This window comes from Natronomonas amylolytica (assembly GCF_037031205.1).
In the GTDB taxonomy this organism is placed as follows: Archaea; Halobacteriota; Halobacteria; order Halobacteriales; family Haloarculaceae; genus Natronomonas; species Natronomonas amylolytica.
Genome location: NZ_JAYEZM010000007.1, coordinates 1 through 17,175 on the forward strand (window position 1 = coordinate 1; position 17,175 = coordinate 17,175).

The 17,175-nt window shown below is 65.4% G+C and carries 21 protein-coding genes and 1 pseudogene; 19 read left to right on the forward strand and 3 right to left on the reverse strand.

What is annotated here, in order from left to right; translation table 11 throughout:
• From U5914_RS11025 to U5914_RS11065, 9 genes and pseudogenes are all read left to right on the forward strand, one after another.
• Positions 1–119 (forward strand): annotated as a pseudogene (locus U5914_RS11025) (IS6 family transposase); the annotation flags it as partial.
• Between the two features lie 60 nt (positions 120–179).
• Positions 180–509, forward strand: a complete 330-nt coding sequence (locus tag U5914_RS11030) for a 4Fe-4S dicluster domain-containing protein (RefSeq protein ID WP_336135819.1) — start codon at positions 180–182, stop codon at positions 507–509.
• Between the two features lie 125 nt (positions 510–634).
• Positions 635–1,489, forward strand: a complete 855-nt coding sequence (locus U5914_RS11035) for an electron transfer flavoprotein subunit beta/FixA family protein (protein WP_336136036.1) — start codon at positions 635–637, stop codon at positions 1,487–1,489.
• A 2-nt stretch (positions 1,490–1,491) separates the two neighbouring features.
• On the forward strand, positions 1,492–3,120 hold the full coding sequence (locus tag U5914_RS11040; RefSeq protein WP_336135820.1) for an electron transfer flavoprotein subunit alpha/FixB family protein: 1,629 nt from the start codon (positions 1,492–1,494) through the stop codon (positions 3,118–3,120).
• Complete coding sequence (locus U5914_RS11045; RefSeq protein ID WP_336135821.1) at positions 3,113–4,774, forward strand: FAD-dependent monooxygenase; 1,662 nt, start codon at positions 3,113–3,115, stop codon at positions 4,772–4,774. The genes U5914_RS11040 and U5914_RS11045 overlap by 8 nt, the downstream gene beginning before the upstream one ends.
• Positions 4,771–5,163, forward strand: a complete 393-nt coding sequence (locus tag U5914_RS11050; RefSeq protein WP_336135822.1) for a DUF8055 family protein — start codon at positions 4,771–4,773, stop codon at positions 5,161–5,163. Before U5914_RS11045 ends, U5914_RS11050 begins: the two co-directional genes overlap by 4 nt.
• A gap of 59 nt (positions 5,164–5,222) precedes the next feature.
• A complete protein-coding gene (locus tag U5914_RS11055; RefSeq protein ID WP_336135823.1) occupies positions 5,223–5,957 on the forward strand; it encodes a GNAT family N-acetyltransferase in 735 nt (244 codons plus the stop codon).
• 59 nt (positions 5,958–6,016) lie between these two features.
• Positions 6,017–6,973: a hypothetical protein gene (locus U5914_RS11060; RefSeq protein ID WP_336135824.1), complete on the forward strand. Its 957-nt coding sequence runs from the start codon at positions 6,017–6,019 to the stop codon at positions 6,971–6,973.
• Between the two features lie 23 nt (positions 6,974–6,996).
• Positions 6,997–7,848 carry a mechanosensitive ion channel family protein gene (locus U5914_RS11065; protein ID WP_336135825.1) on the forward strand — a complete coding sequence of 284 codons (852 nt, stop codon included), beginning with the start codon at positions 6,997–6,999 and terminating at the stop codon, positions 7,846–7,848.
• 20 nt (positions 7,849–7,868) lie between these two features.
• Here the strand turns inward: U5914_RS11065 and U5914_RS11070 are convergent, their stop codons facing one another.
• From U5914_RS11070 to tmcA, 3 genes are read right to left on the reverse strand one after another with little or no spacing between them, the layout of a single operon-like run.
• Complete coding sequence (locus U5914_RS11070; RefSeq protein WP_336135826.1) at positions 7,869–8,024, reverse strand: DUF8014 family protein; 156 nt, start codon at positions 8,022–8,024, stop codon at positions 7,869–7,871.
• Between the two features lie 39 nt (positions 8,025–8,063).
• Positions 8,064–8,543, reverse strand: a complete 480-nt coding sequence (locus tag U5914_RS11075) for a DUF456 domain-containing protein (protein ID WP_336135827.1) — start codon at positions 8,541–8,543, stop codon at positions 8,064–8,066.
• A gap of 28 nt (positions 8,544–8,571) precedes the next feature.
• Positions 8,572–10,839: a tRNA(Met) cytidine acetyltransferase TmcA gene (gene tmcA / locus U5914_RS11080; RefSeq protein WP_336135828.1), complete on the reverse strand. Its 2,268-nt coding sequence runs from the start codon at positions 10,837–10,839 to the stop codon at positions 8,572–8,574.
• Positions 10,840–10,916: 77 nt separating this feature from the next.
• Here tmcA and U5914_RS11085 point away from each other — a divergent pair, with 77 nt between their 5' ends.
• The 10 genes from U5914_RS11085 (at position 10,917) to U5914_RS11130 (ending at position 17,158) form a co-directional block, all read left to right on the forward strand.
• Positions 10,917–11,930: an NADP-dependent oxidoreductase gene (locus tag U5914_RS11085; RefSeq protein WP_336135829.1), complete on the forward strand. Its 1,014-nt coding sequence runs from the start codon at positions 10,917–10,919 to the stop codon at positions 11,928–11,930.
• 75 nt (positions 11,931–12,005) lie between these two features.
• The gene (locus U5914_RS11090) at positions 12,006–12,143 is read left to right on the forward strand and encodes a hypothetical protein (protein WP_336135830.1); all 138 of its coding nucleotides are present in this window, start codon (positions 12,006–12,008) and stop codon (positions 12,141–12,143) included.
• A 152-nt stretch (positions 12,144–12,295) separates the two neighbouring features.
• On the forward strand, positions 12,296–12,478 hold the full coding sequence (locus U5914_RS11095) for an HVO_2753 family zinc finger protein (protein WP_178288608.1): 183 nt from the start codon (positions 12,296–12,298) through the stop codon (positions 12,476–12,478).
• 2 nt (positions 12,479–12,480) lie between these two features.
• A complete protein-coding gene (locus tag U5914_RS11100) occupies positions 12,481–12,747 on the forward strand; it encodes an elongation factor 1-beta (RefSeq protein WP_336135831.1) in 267 nt (88 codons plus the stop codon).
• A gap of 192 nt (positions 12,748–12,939) precedes the next feature.
• A complete protein-coding gene (locus U5914_RS11105) occupies positions 12,940–13,233 on the forward strand; it encodes a 50S ribosomal protein L21e (protein ID WP_336135832.1) in 294 nt (97 codons plus the stop codon).
• Entirely contained in the window at positions 13,230–13,586 is a 357-nt protein-coding gene (locus U5914_RS11110; protein WP_336135833.1) for an RNA polymerase Rpb4 family protein, read from the forward strand. The genes U5914_RS11105 and U5914_RS11110 overlap by 4 nt, the downstream gene beginning before the upstream one ends.
• Positions 13,587–13,628: 42 nt before the next feature.
• The gene (locus tag U5914_RS11115) at positions 13,629–14,204 is read left to right on the forward strand and encodes a DUF655 domain-containing protein (protein ID WP_336135834.1); all 576 of its coding nucleotides are present in this window, start codon (positions 13,629–13,631) and stop codon (positions 14,202–14,204) included.
• Between the two features lie 61 nt (positions 14,205–14,265).
• A complete protein-coding gene (locus U5914_RS11120) occupies positions 14,266–15,087 on the forward strand; it encodes a 16S ribosomal RNA methyltransferase A (protein ID WP_336135835.1) in 822 nt (273 codons plus the stop codon).
• A gap of 86 nt (positions 15,088–15,173) precedes the next feature.
• Positions 15,174–16,583 (forward strand): mechanosensitive ion channel family protein, encoded by a 1,410-nt coding sequence (locus U5914_RS11125; protein WP_336135836.1) that lies wholly within the window; start codon positions 15,174–15,176, stop codon positions 16,581–16,583.
• A complete protein-coding gene (locus tag U5914_RS11130; protein WP_336135837.1) occupies positions 16,580–17,158 on the forward strand; it encodes a HemK2/MTQ2 family protein methyltransferase in 579 nt (192 codons plus the stop codon). Before U5914_RS11125 ends, U5914_RS11130 begins: the two co-directional genes overlap by 4 nt.
• Positions 17,159–17,175: the final 17 nt, after the last annotated feature.

A 17,175-nucleotide genomic window follows, 5' to 3' on the forward strand; every position in this document is an offset into this window, starting at 1 on the left:
TATTTAGAGAAGTAAAACGACGTACTTCTTCGTTTAGTAATAGTTTCAGCAACGTGCAGCCGACGACAGCAGAAACATGGCTGCAAGCCTTCGCCGTCTGGTGGAATTCGCTTAACTAAACACGATGCCCGTGAGCCCGGGAACGCTTAAGTAGTGGCCGTGACTGTTGGTATGTAGCAATGGCCATAGACCCGAACTTCGAGGAGAACCGCGAGAAGGAAGGTCAAGAACACGACGTCGACGTCTGGGGACCGACCGAGCCACCGGAACAGCTCGGCATCCGCGGCACCCACGTCGCCGTCGATTTCGACATCTGTATCGCCGACGGCGCCTGTCTCGAGGACTGCCCGGTCGACGTCTTCGAGTGGGTCGACACGCCGGACCACCCCGAAAGCGAAATCAAGGCCAACCCGACCAACGAGGACCAGTGTATCGACTGCATGCTCTGTGTCGACGTCTGTCCGGTCGACGCCATCGACGTCGACCCCGGCCGCGCCGGCCGGACGTAACGGCTACTCTTTTCGAAGGACCGACTCGTCGGTGACCAGCGGTTCGCAACGCGATTTCGGCCTGTTGTCGTGCTAAAAACTATTAGGGTGGGTTGCTGTGGTTCACCCATAGGGAAACGATGACAATAGACACACTTGTGTTGACGAAAGGCGTTCCCGACTTCCGTGAAGGAAAGGTCTCTTTCGACGAAGACGGCCACCTCGAACGCGGGAAGACGCCGACGGTGATGAATCCGAACGACAAGTTCGCGTTGCGTGCGGCCCTGCAGACGAAGGTCCGCCACGGCGGCGATGTCACGCTGATGAGTATGGGTCCGCCCGGATACAAGGAGGTACTCCAGGAGGGCATGCGTGACGTCTACGCCGACGACCTGTATCTGCTCTCGGACCGTGAGATGGGCGCTGCCGACACCTGGGCGACCTCGATGACCGTCGCGACCGGTATCGAGAAACTCGAGAAGGAACCGGACCTCATCTTTGCCGGGTTCAAAACAGCGGACGGTGAGACCGGCCACACCGGGCCACAGACGAACTGGTGTCTTGACCGGCCGCTGATAACACACGTCGTCGCGCTCGACATCGACGAAGACGAGGGGCGACTCCGGGCGAAACGGCTCGTCGAGGGTGATGTCGAGGAGATAGAGACGGTCGAGGCCGACCTCCCGGCGTTCGTCGTTACGGACCCCGAGTTCGAACCGAGCTACCGGATGGCAGCACACAGGCTCAAGCACAAGGAACTGCGTGCTGAGACGGAAAAGCGGGCAGAGAACTACGAGGACCTGGTCACGATGTGGAACCACGAGGACCTCAATCTCGACCCCGACTACATCGGGCTGGATGGCTCGCCGACCATCGTCGCGGGCGTCGACCCGATCCCGAAGGCACCCTCCGAACGGGAGGCGACGACCGTCACACCCGACGACGAGGGCGGGATGAAGGACGTACTCGAAGAGATGCAGCCGTACGCGGCAGGTGACTGATTATGGTATCGATAGATCCTACGGAGTACGAAATCGCGGAACTCGGACCGAAAATCAAGGACGTCGAGGACGTCGACGAGCTAGAGGAGATGCTCGAACTCGAGGCGGCCGGCGAGGATCGCCAGCCGGTGAAGACGCTCATCGAGGGACGCATCGACACGCTCTCCGAGGATGAGGAGGCCGCCGACCCCAGCGAGGCGGACCTGACGGAGATGACAGTTGCCGATATCGCGAACATGGTACGGGGCATCGAGGATGTCGATGTCCTCGAGGATCTCCTCGACCGCGAACGCGATGGAAAGGAACGCAAATCGGCCATCTCACAGATCGAGAGCCGAATCGACAACCTGACCGAAGACGAGGACGCCGAAGAAACGGAAGTCGAGTACGTCCCACCGGAGGAGAAGTACCCCGACCTCGACCATCCGACCTCGGAGAAGCGGTGGGTGGAGGGGACCGTCGACGGCGAATACCGTGACATGTGGGTCTACTGCGAGACTCAGCAGGGTGAACTCATCGACGTCTCGAAGGAGATGCTCGGAAAGGCCCGTGAGTTGATGGATGGCTACAACGACGAGTACGACGAGGACGAGCAGGTCGTCGCCGTCCTCATCGGCGACGACATCGCCGACCTCGCCGAGGAGGCCATCGCCTACGGCGCCGACCGCGTCGTCTACCACGAAGACGAGCGCCTGTCCCGGTTCCGACACAAGCCGTACACGGAGATATTCTGCCATATGTGTCGGGATGCCGACTTCGAGTGGCGTGATTACCACGAACCACGGTACAACGTCTTCCCGGCGACGAACAACGGTCGGGACCTCTCGGCGCTGGTTCAGGCAGACCTCGATTCGGGGCTTGCGTCGGACTGTTCGGACCTCTATATCGACACTGCGAACATCTCGAATCCCGCGAAAACCGGGACGCCGGGCGAAACGAAGGCGTTCGACCGCGTCCTGCACATGCCCCGTCCCGACTTCTCCGGGTTCGAGTATTCGACGATTCTCTGTATCGACAAACCGCACCGAGACTTCCACCCACAGGGTGCGAGCGTCATTCCCGGGGCCTTCGACCTGCCCGAACCGGACGCCGAACGGGAGGGCGAAACCGTCGAGCACGGAATGGACCTTCCCGACGAGTGGTTCCACGTCGAGGTGATCGAGTACGACCAACTCGAAGGCGGTGTCGACCTGACCGACAACGAGGTCGTCGTCGCTCTCGGGCGGGGCATCGGCGATGAACCGACACGAGGAATGGAACTCGGACTCGAGCTGGTCGACGCCTTCGAGGAGGCCGACCTCGGTCTCTCCCGTGGCGTCATCACTGCCTCCTACGAGTTCGATGGCCACGTCGACGATTACGTCGCCGAAGAACGACAGATCGGCGAATCCGGACAGGTCGTCGAACCGGATCTGTACATCGCCGCCGGCATCTCCGGAGCGGTCCAGCACAAGGTCGGGATGGACGAGTCCGACACCATCATCTCCATCAACACCGACCCGGACGCCGACATTCGGGAGTTTTCGGATTACTTCATCGAGGGGGACCTCTTCGAGGTGCTGCCCCGGATGATCGAGGCACTGAAAGAAGGCGAGTTAGCCGATGCGGTCGCGGAGGTGAGCGATGACTGACGACTACGAGCATTTCGAGGCGGTCGTGGTCGGTGCCGGGCCCGGAGGGGCCGCGGCGGCCGCGACGCTGGCCGAACAGGGCGTGGAAACCCTCGTCCTCGAACGGGGTGTCGACGCCGGTTCGAAGAACGTCTCCGGCGGCCTCATCTACGCCGAGGAATCAGCGCCCTACACCATCGACAAATTGTTCGACGGCTTCCGCGAGGAAGCCGCTGAACGCCCCGTCTCGGACTACTACATCCACAACCTCGCCGGCGAGAAGGTCAAGACGTTCGACCTCTCGGATATCCACCACCACGACACGGAGTGGTGTGACGCGGTGCTCCGGCGGAAGATGGACTCGTGGCTCGCCGAGCGCGTCCACGAGAAATGTAGCGAGACCGGCGGCGGCCTGCTGACGGAGGTGCGGGTAAACGGCCTTCTCAGAGAGGGCGGCGAGATCGTCGGCGTCACCTGCGACGAACTCGACCCGATAACGGCGGACGTGATAATCGCGGCCGACGGTGTCAACTCGGAGTTGGCCCGTGATGCGGGCCTGATGGATTACGAGGAACCCGACGAGTACTTCCAGGGCGTCAAGGCGGTCGTCGACATGGAGCCCGACGTCATCAACGAACGGTTCGACGTGGCTCCCGACGACGGCGTCGCGCACCTGTTCTCGGGTGACATCTTCGAGGGCGTCCGAGGCGGCGGCTTCCTCTACACCAACGAGGAGTCGCTGTCTATCGGGACGGTATTCCACCTGGATTCGCTCGCGGAGAAGCGGGCCGAACCGCACGAACTGCTGGACGCACTGTTGACCCACCCACTGCTCGACCAGTGGTTCGAAGGCGAGTACCACGAACGGGAGTACTCGGCGAAGCTCGTCCCCGACTCGAAGAAGGCGGCTCATCCGTCACCACACCAGGGTCGACTGATGCTGGTCGGGGACGCGGCCGGCCAGATGCAGGCACAGGGCCCCATCATCAAGGGGATGAACCATGCGGTCACCGCGGGCGGCCTCGCTGCCGAGGCGTTCGCCGAGGCGAAAACCCGCGGCGACACCGACGTTGCCGGCGAACTCTACGAGAAGAAGCTCGTCGACGAGGGTGTGATGGCCAAGCTCAGACCGAGACGCTACCGACTGAGTCGGACGCTCTCCGAGAGCGACCTCGTGACGAAGGTCGGGAGCAGTCTCGTCGATTCCCCTGTCGGACGGGCGGGCGTGAAGCTCTTCGACGGGGCCATCGAACGCGCGTTCAATTCGCCGTTCCTCCTCGGGATGATACCTGATACCCGGACGTCGTACGTGACGGTGCCGCGTGTCGTCGGGGAGGTACTCGGCGAGCGGGTCGACGCCGAAAACACCATCGAACCGCCGAACCTCGGCGACCGTATCGGTGAACTCACCTACGACGTCGACGACCCGCACATCGAGTTGCTCGACAACAGCTACGAGGCCAGCGGTACCGCAGTGACGGCCTGTCCCGTCAGTGCCGAAGGTTTCGGCGGTGGCTGTTACCGAAGCGAGACGGTCAAGCGGAACGGTAGTGAGGAGCGAGTCGTCAGCCTCGACACCCAGCCGTGTGTCGAATGCGGGACCTGTGCCATCGTCGCCGACACCGATTGGGACCACCCACCGGGCGGCAAGGGAGTCGAGTTCAAGGACGGATGACCGACGTTTCCGAACGTATAGAGACGCTGGCCGAACGCGCTCATCGGGACAGGGAGGCCTTCGAGCCGCCTTCCAATCCACCCGACGAGGAGGCCGCACTGACGTATCTCACCGAGGGGGTGGGGGATGTCGTCGCCCTCTACATCGATGCACGGACCGGCGAGATGGTTCGGTTCACCGACGCCGAGTTCGTCCTGCTTGAGCAGGCGCTCAACGACTGGCTCGAACTCTATGCTGCCTGCTACGGCGCCGACCTCGATGCGGCCTTCACTGCCCGCGAGGTCGCTGAACTCGTCGTCGACACCCACAGCATCCGCGAAAGCGCTCTCCTGCTCACGGGCATCCCCGAACGGGACCGTCGGGAGTCGTGGAGCCACGCCGACACCTAGCGTGTTCACCCAGCTCGGTGGCGACAATCTTTTTATATTGGTCAGTGTTATCGAGTAGCATGCAGTTCTCCGACGAACTCGAATTCAGCCACCGGGACCGCAAGGACATCTACGAGTACATCGAGCGGTACGGGACCGTCGACTACGAGGACGCTCGGCAGTCTCTAGACATGAGCCCGGAAGCGTTCGGCCATCACGTGGCGGTCCTTCGTCGGGACGGCATCCTCTCCCGCGAGGACGACGAACTCCGCGTGGCCTTCGAGGACGAAAGCGAGGAGACCTACGTCGACGAGGGACTGGAGGTGACGATTCGACAGGCCCGCGAGGACGACCTGACGGGGCTCGTCGGCGCGATTCGGGAGGCTATCTCCGATAAGACCTACATCGAGGGCGAAACCGTCGCCGACGTCGTCGAAAGCGAGAACGTCCTCCTTCGGCACAACGACCTCCAAAAGCGGGTCTTCTTCGTCGCGACGATTCACGGAGACGTGGTCGGATGGGTCCACATCAACGCGCCCGAAATCGAGAAACTCGAACACACCGCCGAGTTGACCGTCGGCGTCATCGACGAGTATCGCGGCCACGGCATCGGCTCGAAACTGCTGGACCACGGCGTCGACTGGGCGCTCGACAACGACTTCGAGAAGCTCTACAACAGCATCCCGTCGACCAACGAGGACGCCATCGAGTTCCTCGGTTCCCGGGGCTGGGAGACCGAAGCCACCCGGAAGGACCACTACAAGATCGGCGGCGAGTACGTCAACGAAGTGATGATGGCGAAGACGCTCGCCTAGGGGCCTCGTTTTTTATTGACCCCCGGCATGCAGTAGCACATGGACGGGGAGCGAACGCGATGAGTGCGACGCCGGCAGCCCTGTCGGACCTCGATGCCGCCGCGCTGCTCGACGACATCGAGGCCTTCGAGGCGGCGCTCGAAGCCGGTGGGGGTCCGATTGCGGTCGTCGGCCCACCCTTCGCTGGCCGACGCCGTGTTCTCGACCACGCGGCAAGCGCCCTCGATGTGTCCCCCACACGACTCGACCCGTCGACGGACCGCGAGACTCTCATCGGAGAGGGACCGCTCGTCGTCGACGACTGCCAGCACCTCTACGACCGACGGGTCGGCGGCTTCGAACCGTTGACGGACGCACTCGACGCGCTCGCCGGAACCTCGACGCCGGTCGTCACCGGCTGGAACGCCCACGCGTGGTCGTATCTCGACGCGGCCCGGAACGTCGAGGACGTGTTCACCCATGTGTTCTCGGTGCGGAAACTGCCGTCCGACGAACTCGCGACGTTCGTCCGGGAGCGGTCGACGACGCTGCCGACGTTCCGACATGACGACCCGGACGCCGACCTCCTCACGGTAAAAGAGCGGTCGCTCGGCAACGGCGGCCTGACCGTGCCGATTCCGGTCGTCGACCGCGACCGCCTTCGCGCGCTCTTCGAGGCGACGGTCGAGCCCGAGACGGCCGTCTTCGACCACCTCACCGATGCTGCTGACGGGAACCCCGGCGTCGCGCTCGCGCTGTGGGAGCGGGGCCGCTCCGGCGGTGAGATGCGACCGAACGACGTCGACCCGCCGACGGTCGATCTCGACCATCGGGGTGCGTTCCTGCTCCGCATCGTGCTGTCGCAGGGTGTCGTCGACGAGCGGGCCCTCGCCGACCGGTTCGGGAACGCCCTCGAACGACCACTCGGCCGACTCGACCGCGCCGATATCGTCACGCGGGCCGACGGGACGGTCAGACTCGACCCGGTCGGCGTGCCGGCGGCGGTCGCCGTGACCGAACAGTGGGGGTTCCTCTAATCGTGTTCCGCGGTGGCTCGCTGGTGACGGCACAGACACAGCCAGTCGAGGAGGTCGAAGCCTTCCTCGACGCGGGAACGCTCGCGAGCGTCGTCGTCGCCTTCATCGGGGCGTTTCTGGTCGCGAGGGCGCTGGCGTTCATGCTTTCGACCACCGCCGAACGGAGCCCCTCTCGGCGCATCACCATCATGATGTTCGTCCCCGTCGTGAAACTGCTCGTCTACGCGACGGCGCTGTATCTCGTGGTCGTCCCGATAATGGAGTTGACGGCCGCACAGGTGCTTGCGGTCTCCGGGCTGCTCGGGGCCGCCATCGGGTTCGGCCTGAAGGACCTCGCGGGCAGCATCGTCGGCGGCCTGTTGCTCGTCGTCGAGAACCCCTATCAGGTCGGCGACAAGGTGACGCTCGACGGCAACTACGGCGAGGTGGTCGACATCGGCCTCCGGGCGACGAAACTCCGAACCCCCGACGACACCGCCATCGTCGTGCCGAACGACACCCTGTTTAAATCCAGCGTCGCCAACGCGAACGACGGAAGTCCCATGATGCTCGTCACCGTCGACGTCGCCGTCGCTCCGGGGACGGACCTCGACGCCGCACTCGATATCATGGAGGAGGCGCTGATAACGTCGGCCTACGTCTACGTCGACGAGGCCCACCCCGTCTCGGCCCGCATCGAGGACGAGGTCGCCTACAGAACCGTGCGGGGACGGGCGTACGTCTCGGACCACCGCTACGAACTCGCGTTCGGTTCCGACGTGACGCGCCGCGTGCTCGAAGCCTACGAGGAACGCGGCATCGAGACGCCGACGTATCCGCCCCTTCACGAGTTGGCGGGCGAATCCGGCGGCTCAGACGGATACGGTTCCTCGTAGCGATGCGGACGAGGGAGCCGTTACAGGCGTTCGCCGTCCCCCAGCGGGTCCGCGACGACCCCGTCCTGCTGGGCCAGGGTTCGCGCGTGGGCCGCACAGACGACCCGGTTTTCGGCCCACGGGATGTGGAGACGGACGGCCGCCTCCCTCTCACATCCCTCCTCCGTACACTCCATGGACTCCCTTCGCAGGGCACCCTAACAGCCGTTTGGGTCTTATAAAAGGACGGCCAGCAGGAATCCCGCGAGAACCGAGGCCGTCATCAGCACCTGCATCGCCGTCGACGCCAGCACGCCGACGGTCGCGTAGGCCGCCGCACGAAGGCTCAGGTCGACGTCACCGTGGCGGCGGTATTCGAGGGCGAAGACCGTTCCCGCGACGCCGACGAGCAAGCCCAACGGCCCGAGGACGACCAACAGCGGCAGCGTTACGACGGCGGCGATGGCGGTCGTCCGCATGGACGCCCCGCCGACGTTGGCCGCGAGCGCGCCGCCCAGCCAGTCGAAGGCGACCGCCAGCACGCCGAGGCCGAGCAGGCCGACGACCGCGAGCGTTCCGGGCTCGCCCGTGACGTACCAGTAGTAGCCCACGCCGACCATCGACAGGCCGCCGCCCGGAACGAGCGGGAGGAAACTGCCGGCGATGCCGGCGACGAGCAGGGCGAGCGCCACGTAGAGCGGGTCGACGGGGAGCACGGCTACGACCGGGGCCTCCGATTGGACGTCATCGGTATCGGTCGACCTCCTCGCGGGCGATGTCGGTTCCGTAGCGGTCGACGAGCGGCTGGAAGGCGTCGCCGAGCGCGCGCATGCACTCCCGCTCGGAGACGTAGCCCAGCGCCTCGGTCGTCTCGTTCCACGGGCGGGCTTGCAGCACCTTCCCGACGAGCAGGCGCTCGTCGGCGGGGTCTTCGCAGGCGTCGTCGACCAGCGCACGGACGGCAAGTCGTCTGAATCCGCCGGGTGCGATGTCGTAGAGGCCGGGACCGAAGGCCGCGCTGGCGACGAGGCGCCACTCGTCGTCGGTGAGCGACAGCCGAACCCTGCCGTCGGCCGCCCGCAGCGCCCCGCGTACCACGTCCGGGTCGGCGTCGTCCAGCGCGTCGGCGAGGACGTCGGGAATCCGGCGCAGGAACCAGTCGGTGTGGCGGTCGGCGAGTTCGGACCCCGCCTCGGAGAGCGGCCGGACCATGACCGCCGAATACTCGCCGCTGGTGTCGTTGCGTGTCGTCGAGAGGTGGACCGTCCCGTAGCCGTTGGTCCGCCAGAAGGAGAGCAACTCGGGCGTGGCGCCGTAGCCGACACCGAGGTAGTCGACCGGCTCGAATCGACCGAGCGGCGACCGGGCGCCGTCGGCACCGAACTCCGATTCGATGGCGCCGAGCAGGTGGGAACCGAGCCCCCGCGAGCGGGCGGCGTGGTGGGTCGCGATGCGCATCACCCGCAGTCCGACGGGAACCGCAGCGTCGATATCGCGCACCTGACTCGTCAGCACGTCCGGAACCATGTTGCCGCGGACCCGCGCGCCCTCGTACATCGCTTCACGGGTCTCCTCGGGGAGGCCCCCCTCGCGGGCGAGCAGGGCGACGGCGACGACGTGGCCGTTGTGGGTCAGCGCCCGCAACGCGATGTTCGGGGCATCGAGCAGGCGCGCGAGGTCGTCCGGTTCGGTCCGGTAGTGGGCGTTGACCAGCAGGCCGAACGTCTCCCGGAGGCACGGTTCGTCGGCGACCAGTTCCGCGGGGTCGAGTCGTTCGTAGGCGACGGTCTCGGGCGTCGCGTCCGTGACCAGTTGCTCGGCGGGCGGGGAGGCATCCAGCAGGAGCGCCCGGAAGAGCCACGTCTCGATGGGGTCCGGTGCGGCGTATCGAATCGGGTCCGCAAGCCGCTGGAGGGTCACCTCGTGGCTCTCGTCGAGGTGGCCCCGGAACCGCACGTCGAAGCCACGACCGGCTCCCTCGTAGCCGTGGACTGTCGTCGCGAAGCAGGCACTCGGCGCGACCGACAGCAGGGATTCGAGCATCCGGACCGACAGCGCGGCCGCCTCGTCGACGACGAGAACGTCCGCCGTTTCCTCGACGGCGTCGGCGGGGTTGCGATAGCGGATTCGGCCGCCACCCGTCACCCGGAGTTCGGGATGGCCCTTTCCCTCGCGGCCATCCGCTTCGAGGCAATCGAGGCCGTCGAGCGCCTCGCTGGCGCGTTCGAAGAGTTCGGCCGTGTTGCGATAGGAGGGCGCGGTGACGAGTACGTCACGCCCTTCGGCGGCCAGCGCGGCCGCCGCGAGACCGGCGGCGCTGGATTTCCCGCGGCCGCGGTCGGCCTCCAGTACGACCGCCTGCCCCCTTTCGCGGAGCGCCTCGCAAGCCTCGACGGCGTCCCGCTGGTCGGCGGTCAGACAGCGCTCGTAGACGGCGCGGGGAAAGGCGGCCTCGTCGGGGAGGTCGAACCCCTCGCGGGCGAAGCGTGGCGCGGGGCCGGTGAGTCCGTCGTCGCGGACGGTTCCGGTATCGACATCGACGACGGCGATACCGCGGTGAGCGCGCAGAGTGTCGACGAGACGGTCGCGGAAGACGCCGCGAACGTCGTCGAGGCCGAACGGCGGGACGGCGAGCGTCTCGTCGAAGCCGTCCCGGCGGTCCGGCCACGAATCGAGGGCGGGCGTGAGCAGGACGAGCAGACCGCCGCCGTCGACGGCGCCGGCCGCGCGGCCGATGGCGTTGGGTCGGCAGGCGTCGTGGCAGTCGACGACCACGCAGTCGTTGGTCGTCCCGAGGAGTTCGTCGGCACGCTTCGGAGGGAGCGTGCGCGCCGAGACGCCGATACCGTCGCGTTCGGAGATGACGACCGGCCGGCAGTCGGCGGCCTCACAGACGGCCTCGGTGGCCGCATAGCCGGCTTCGCGGGCGCCTGCGAGGACGACCAGTCGGCGTTCGTTGGTCGCCTCGGTCTCCGCACGGAGCGAGCGGGCCGTCTCACGAACCGCATCCATACCCGGTCGGTGGGGACGGTACCGGAAGGCTCCACCGATTGGCCGAACCCTATGGTGCCGGGGGGTGAAGGCGGGGCATGGCTACGAACCGCCAATGGCTGCTGGAGAGTCGGCCGACCGGCGAACCGACGATGGAGAACTTCGAACAGGTCGAAACCGAGGTCCCGGACCCGGGCCCCCACGAGGTACTGGTCAGAACGCTCTACATGTCTGTGGACCCGTACATGCGTGGCCGGATGCGCGACGCCGAATCCTACGCGGAACCGTGGGACGTCGGCGACACGATGCGTGCCGGCGTCGTCGGCGAAGTAGAGGAATCGAACCATCCCGACTTCGAGGAAGGCGACGTGGTGACCGGCCAACTGCAGTGGGCAGATTACGCGGTCGCCGAAGGGCGTGACCTCCGGAAAGTGAACCCCGAGCACGGCCCGATATCGACCGCGCTCGGCGTCCTCGGAATGCCCGGCGTGACGGCGTACTTCGGGACGACGGCCGTCGCGGAGCCGAAACCCGGCGATACAGTCGTCGTGAGCGCCGCGGCCGGGGCCGTCGGCAGCGTCGTTGGCCAGATAGCCGACCTCAACGGCTGTCACGTGGTCGGCATCGCGGGCGCCGACGAGAAAATCGAGTGGCTGGAGTCGGTCGGCTTCGACGAGGGCATCAATTACAAGGAAGAGGACGTACCGAGCGCACTCCGTGAGGCCTGCCCGGACGGCGTCGACGTCTACTTCGACAACGTCGGCGGCCCCGTCACCGACGCCGTCTGGCCGCTGTTGAACGTCCGCGCCCGCGTGGCCGTCTGCGGGCAGATATCCCAGTACAACGCCACGGAGGTACCGACCGGACCGCGCAAACTCGGCAAACTCATCGAGTCGCGCGCGAAAGTCGAGGGGCTACTCGTCCGCGACTACGAGGACCGCTGGGGCGAGGCGCTGAGCCGACTCGCGACGTGGGTCGCACAGGGTGACGTCGAGTACCAGGAGAACGTCGTCGAGGGGCTCGACAACGCTCCTGACGCCTTCTTCGACCTCTTCGAAGGCACCAAAATCGGCAAGCAACTCGTCGAGGTCGGCGAGCGAAGCGACGCCTGATACGGGCAGTTGTAGTTCTCCCGTGGTGTGGTACTGGCCAACACACTTATTGAGAGGAGTACATAATAATTGATTATGGATAGTACAGCGTTCGACGAGGAGGAATTCGAGTCCTATTATCAGGAGGTAAGCGACGGGTGCGGCTGTATGGAGCTGTGGGAATACCTCTCGGAGCGCCGGAACAGCTGGACGCAGCCCGAACAGCGCCGATAATCCGTCATCCCTGGAGTAGCCGGACGATACACGGGTAGCCCGCACTCTCGAAGCCGCGAAGGACGGACGTGAGCGAACCACTCCCGAACGGCCCGTTGCGGGCGGAATCTTAAGATGTAAGAGTTAAATGTCGCCGCGCCGCACCACGATGTATGAGCAGCGAGAGTTCCGAACGGCGGGCACGCAAGTGCATCTCCTGTGGGATCAACATCTCCGGGACCAGCGCCGCGAAGTTCAAGTGCCCGGACTGTGGGCATCTCATCTTCCGGTGTTCGAAGTGTCGCAAACAGAGCAACCTCTACGAGTGCCCCGACTGTGGGTTCATGGGTCCGTAAACATGGGAAAAGTAGCTGCCAAGATGAAGGTCATGCCGCAAAGCCCCGAGGTCGACCTTGACGACCTCCAAGAACGACTCGAGAACGCCCTCCCCGAGGGCGCGAAAATCAGCCGTGTCGACCGCGAGGACGTCGCGTTCGGCTTAATCGCGATGTTCCCGACGGTCATCATCCCCGACGAGGCCGGCGGCACCGACGCCGTCGAGGACGCCTTCGCGGAAGTCGAGGGCGTCGAGAGCGTCGACGTCGACGAAGTCGGCCGTATATAAGCCGACCCCTTCTCCGCGTTCCGACGCCGGCCAGCCGCCGGCTCGGCGTCCTTCCCGACCCGTACTTTGATAACGGTTAGCTCGATATAGGCGAGATACGGCGGCCGTCGTCCACGGTACGTGGGCACACGGGGAAGGAGCGCCGCCGGAACGCACCTTTTATGTGTCGCACCTGATTAGGTCTCGTCAAGAATGCCCAGTTCCAACGGTCCGCGGAAGGCAACCCGGAACAAACTCAAGAACAAACCCCGCGAGCGAGGCACCTCCCCGCCCCAGCACTTCATCGAGGAGTACGACGACGGCGAGAAGGTCCACCTCAAGATCGACCCCTCCGTCCCGGACGGCCGCTTCCACCCGCGCTTCAACGGGAAGACCGGCGAAGTCGCCGGCAAGCAGGGCAGCGCGTTCAAGGTCCTCATCAAGGACGGCGACGTCGAGAAGACCCTCATCGCAGGTCCCGCACACCTCCGACGCCAGCAGGAATGACGATATTCAAGGAAATCGTCGACGAGGACTACCTCACCGTCTCCGAGGCCAAGGACATCCTCGCCGACATCGAGGCCGACCGCGCCCTCGACGAGGAGCGGGAGATGCCATACGAACTCGCCCGCGCCATCGAGCACGTCAACCGGTTTTCGGTCCTCGACGCCGAGGAGTCCGTCGAACTGGTCGAGGAGCTGCTGGAACTCGAGAAGATCGACGAGGCGACCGCCTACAAGATCGCCGACCTCCTTCCGGAGGACCGCGACGAACTCCGGTCGGTCTTCGCACAGGAGCGCTACTCGCTTTCGGGCGACGAACTCGACGACGTTCTCGACATCGTCGTCAAATACGCCTAGAGCGGCACCTGTTTTAAATACGGCCTTCCCCTACTCGATACCATGAGCAACGCCGGTGACGAAGGCGAACCTACGACGGCGGTCCTACTGGACTTCATGCCTCGGGGGCGGCCCGAGGACGACCGCCCGCAGTATCAGAAATCCCCGGTCGCGTTCGCGCTCGGCGAGTCGGATTTCCGACTCGTCGAGATCGCGCTCGACGACGAGGCCCACGTCAATATCGGCGACCGCGTCGAGATCGACCCGCCGAGTGAGCACATCAAGGACCTCACGGACATCGAGTACGCGGACCTCTCGAGTACGGCCCAATCCGAGGTCGAATACGCGGTCGACGCCATCATCGATGCCGACGAGCAGCGGTTCGTCGACTTCTACAACGACGCCCAGCCGATAACCACGCGACTCCACGTGCTGAACCTGCTTCCGGGGATCGGCAAGAAACTGCGGAACAACGTCCTCGATGCGCGCAAGCGCAAGCCCTTCGAGAGCTTCGAGGACATCGAGGACCGCGTCTCGGGCCTGCACGACCCCCGGGAGGTACTCGTCGAACGCATCCTCGAGGAACTCCAGAAGGAGGACCTCAAATACCGCATCTTCGCCCGGCGCGAATCCGAATAACGCCGGCCGACGCCTTCTCCGAATGGTGAACGATATACGGCGCCGTCCGCTACCGACCGGTATGCGCGACCCCGACGCGCTCCTCGCCCGTGCCGGCGTGCGCGGCGACCCGGAGCGCGACCAGCACTTCCTCGTCGACGACCGCGTCCTCGATAGGCTCCCCGGCTACCTCCCCGACGACGCCGACACCGCCCATATCCTCGAAATCGGCGGCGGAACGGGCGCCCTCACCGACCGCCTCCTAGAGGTCGGCGACGAGGTCACCGTTATCGAACGCGACCCGACGCTCGCGGCCTTCCTGCGCGAGGAGTTCGCTGACGAAATCGCGGCCGGCGCCCTCACCGTCATCGAGGGCGACGCCCTCGACGTCGACTTCCCCGATTTCACTGCCTCGGTCTCGAACCTGCCCTACGGGGTCTCCTCGGAGATCACCTTCCGCCTGCTGCCCGAGGGAAAGCCGACCGTTCTGATGTTCCAGAAGGAGTTCGCCGAGCGGATGGCGGCAGAGCCGGGAACCGACGAGTACGGCCGGCTGTCGGTGACGGCGGGCCACTACGCCGAAGTCGAGGTCGTCGAGCCGGTGCCGAAGGAGGCCTTCTCGCCGGCACCCGCGGTCGAAAGCGCGGTGGTGCGGACGACGCCTCGAGAGCCCGAATACGAGGTGCCCGACGACGAAGCCTTCATGAAACTGGTGCGGGCGGTTTTCACTCAGCGTCGGAAGACGATGCGGAACGCCGTGCGGAACACGACTCACATCTCGGGTATCGAGAACCCCGACGCCGTCGTCGAGGAGGCCGGCGAGGAACTGATGCGCAAGCGCGCGGGCAACGTGCCGCCGGCGGAGTTCGCCCGACTGGCACGCATCGCCGAGCGCGTCGCATGAGCGGGTCGGTGAGGGTACACCGAGTACCGACGAAAACTTGTCACCCCCGTTCCAACCACCCCCTATCAGTCGATTGACGTGCTATCATGTTCGGACTAACCCTTCTCCAGATATACTGGCGCGCCATCTACCGCATCCAGCTCGCGTTCAACACCAGAACGGCCCAGTACGCGGCGACGGTCGGCGCCGGCGTCGGGTTCGTCCTGTTCATCGCGTTACTCTATCGTGTGGCTCGACCCCTGAAGGACAGATACGACGAGGACGGCGTCGAGATACTGCTCGCGCTGCTGGGGACCATCGGCGCCATTCTCGTGAGTGTCTTCGTCATCGCCGTCTGGCGACAGACGAACCGGCTCCTCCAGACGTTCGGCGAGTTCGGGTTCAGCCCCGAGCGGGGAATCCTCCTGCTGGTGTCGTTCGTCGTCCTCGCGGTCACCTACACGCTGACCCGAATCACGAAGCGCTTCATCAAGTTCGGCTCCGGACGCGTCGAACTGACGCCACACCAGCGGGAACTCGTCCACCATCTCGTCCAGATATTCCTCTTTTTGAACGCCTTCGCGTTCATCTGGTTCCTCTGGGAGTTGTCGTGGGGCGACATCCTACTCGGGGCCGGCGCCATCGGTATCATCGTCGGCTTCGCCGCCCGGAAGACGCTCTCGGACGTCCTCGCGGGCTTCGTGTTGCTTTTCGCCCGGCCCTTCGAGGTCGGCGACTGGGTCTCGATCGGCGACCGTGAGGGCATCGTCACCCAGATCACGATTTATAACACGCAGATTCGGACGTTCAACGAGGAACACGTCGTCGTTCCGAACGATAGCGTCACCGACAGCGAGGTGGTCAACTACTCGAAGACCGACCGCCTGCGGCTGATTACGAAGGTCGGCATCGACTACGAGACCGACATGGCGACCGCGATGAGCGTCGCGACCGACGCGATGGACGGCTGTGAAACGGTCGCCGCCAGTCCGAACCCCGACGTGATTCTCGATTCCTTCTCGGACTCGGCCATCGTCCTCCGTCTGCGGTACTGGATCACCCGCCCGACCATCCAGCAGAAGCTCAGCGCCCAAAACGAGGTCATCCGGGCCGTCAAGGACGCCTTCGACGAGGAGGACATCAAGATTCCCTATCCCCAGCGCGAACTCATGGGCCGGGAGGATACCGACGGCCTCCGGGTTTCGACGGACGGCGACCTCGGGCGCGGGGCCGACCTCGAGGACAAGGACGTCACACAGGCCGTCCGGCAGGTCTCCCGTGCGGACGACGAGCGCGTCGAGGAAGCCGTCGAACGCGTCTCCGAGGCCGACGATGCGACCCTCGTCGAGGAACCCGTCGAGGAGCGGTACGGCGGCGACGGCGGCCCCGACCAAGATGACGAGGACGACGAAGACGGCGAGAACGACGACGCGGAGGAAACCAAAGCCGACGGCGCCGACACGGGAGCCGGCGATGACGCCACCGAGTCCGACGAACCGGAGGACGAAGACGAGTGACGCTTTCGGACCGGCGCGAGATGCCGACGGTGTACGAACCGGCGGAGGACTCCCGACTGTTGGCCGACGCCGTCGTCGACCGCATCGACGCCGACGAGCGCGTTCTGGAGGTCGGCACGGGCTCGGGCTACGTCGCCGCCCGAATCGCCGAGGAGACCGGCGCCCGCGTCGTCGGCTCCGATATCAACCCCGAGGCCTGTCGCCGCGCCCGCGAGGAGGGCATCGAGGCCGTCCGGGGGAACCTCACCGACCCCTTCGCGCGGGATTCCTTCGACGTCGTCTGTTTCAACCCGCCCTACCTGCCGACCCCGCCCGAGGAGGAGTGGGACGACCCGCTGGAACACGCGTTGTCGGGCGGCGAGGACGGCCGCCGGGTCATCCGGCCGTTCCTCGCCGACGTGGGGCGAATCCTGCGTCCCGCCGGCCGGGTCTACCTGCTCGTCTCGACGCTGACGGACATCGACGCCGTCGCGGAACTCGCCGACGACGCGGGGATGGAAACCCGGGAAATCGCCGAAGAATCGTTCCCCTTCGAGCGCCTCGTCACGCTGGAGATTACCCACAAGAATACCTAAGTAGGAAATATTAAACG

Coding starts and splice junctions, on each gene's coding strand:
- U5914_RS11050 (WP_336135822.1), top strand. CDS start 4,771: ATGACCGACGTTTCCGAACGTATAGAGACGCTGGCCGAACGCGCTCAT.
- U5914_RS11110 (WP_336135833.1), top strand. CDS start 13,230: ATGACGATATTCAAGGAAATCGTCGACGAGGACTACCTCACCGTCTCC.
- U5914_RS11055 (WP_336135823.1), top strand. CDS start 5,223: ATGCAGTTCTCCGACGAACTCGAATTCAGCCACCGGGACCGCAAGGAC.
- tmcA (WP_336135828.1), bottom strand. CDS start 10,839: ATGGATGCGGTTCGTGAGACGGCCCGCTCGCTCCGTGCGGAGACCGAG.
- U5914_RS11040 (WP_336135820.1), top strand. CDS start 1,492: ATGGTATCGATAGATCCTACGGAGTACGAAATCGCGGAACTCGGACCG.
- U5914_RS11105 (WP_336135832.1), top strand. CDS start 12,940: ATGCCCAGTTCCAACGGTCCGCGGAAGGCAACCCGGAACAAACTCAAG.
- U5914_RS11030 (WP_336135819.1), top strand. CDS start 180: ATGGCCATAGACCCGAACTTCGAGGAGAACCGCGAGAAGGAAGGTCAA.
- U5914_RS11125 (WP_336135836.1), top strand. CDS start 15,174: ATGTTCGGACTAACCCTTCTCCAGATATACTGGCGCGCCATCTACCGC.
- U5914_RS11115 (WP_336135834.1), top strand. CDS start 13,629: ATGAGCAACGCCGGTGACGAAGGCGAACCTACGACGGCGGTCCTACTG.
- U5914_RS11095 (WP_178288608.1), top strand. CDS start 12,296: ATGAGCAGCGAGAGTTCCGAACGGCGGGCACGCAAGTGCATCTCCTGT.
- U5914_RS11045 (WP_336135821.1), top strand. CDS start 3,113: ATGACTGACGACTACGAGCATTTCGAGGCGGTCGTGGTCGGTGCCGGG.
- U5914_RS11090 (WP_336135830.1), top strand. CDS start 12,006: ATGGATAGTACAGCGTTCGACGAGGAGGAATTCGAGTCCTATTATCAG.
- U5914_RS11120 (WP_336135835.1), top strand. CDS start 14,266: ATGCGCGACCCCGACGCGCTCCTCGCCCGTGCCGGCGTGCGCGGCGAC.
- U5914_RS11085 (WP_336135829.1), top strand. CDS start 10,917: ATGGCTACGAACCGCCAATGGCTGCTGGAGAGTCGGCCGACCGGCGAA.
- U5914_RS11060 (WP_336135824.1), top strand. CDS start 6,017: ATGAGTGCGACGCCGGCAGCCCTGTCGGACCTCGATGCCGCCGCGCTG.
- U5914_RS11100 (WP_336135831.1), top strand. CDS start 12,481: ATGGGAAAAGTAGCTGCCAAGATGAAGGTCATGCCGCAAAGCCCCGAG.
- U5914_RS11070 (WP_336135826.1), bottom strand. CDS start 8,024: ATGGAGTGTACGGAGGAGGGATGTGAGAGGGAGGCGGCCGTCCGTCTC.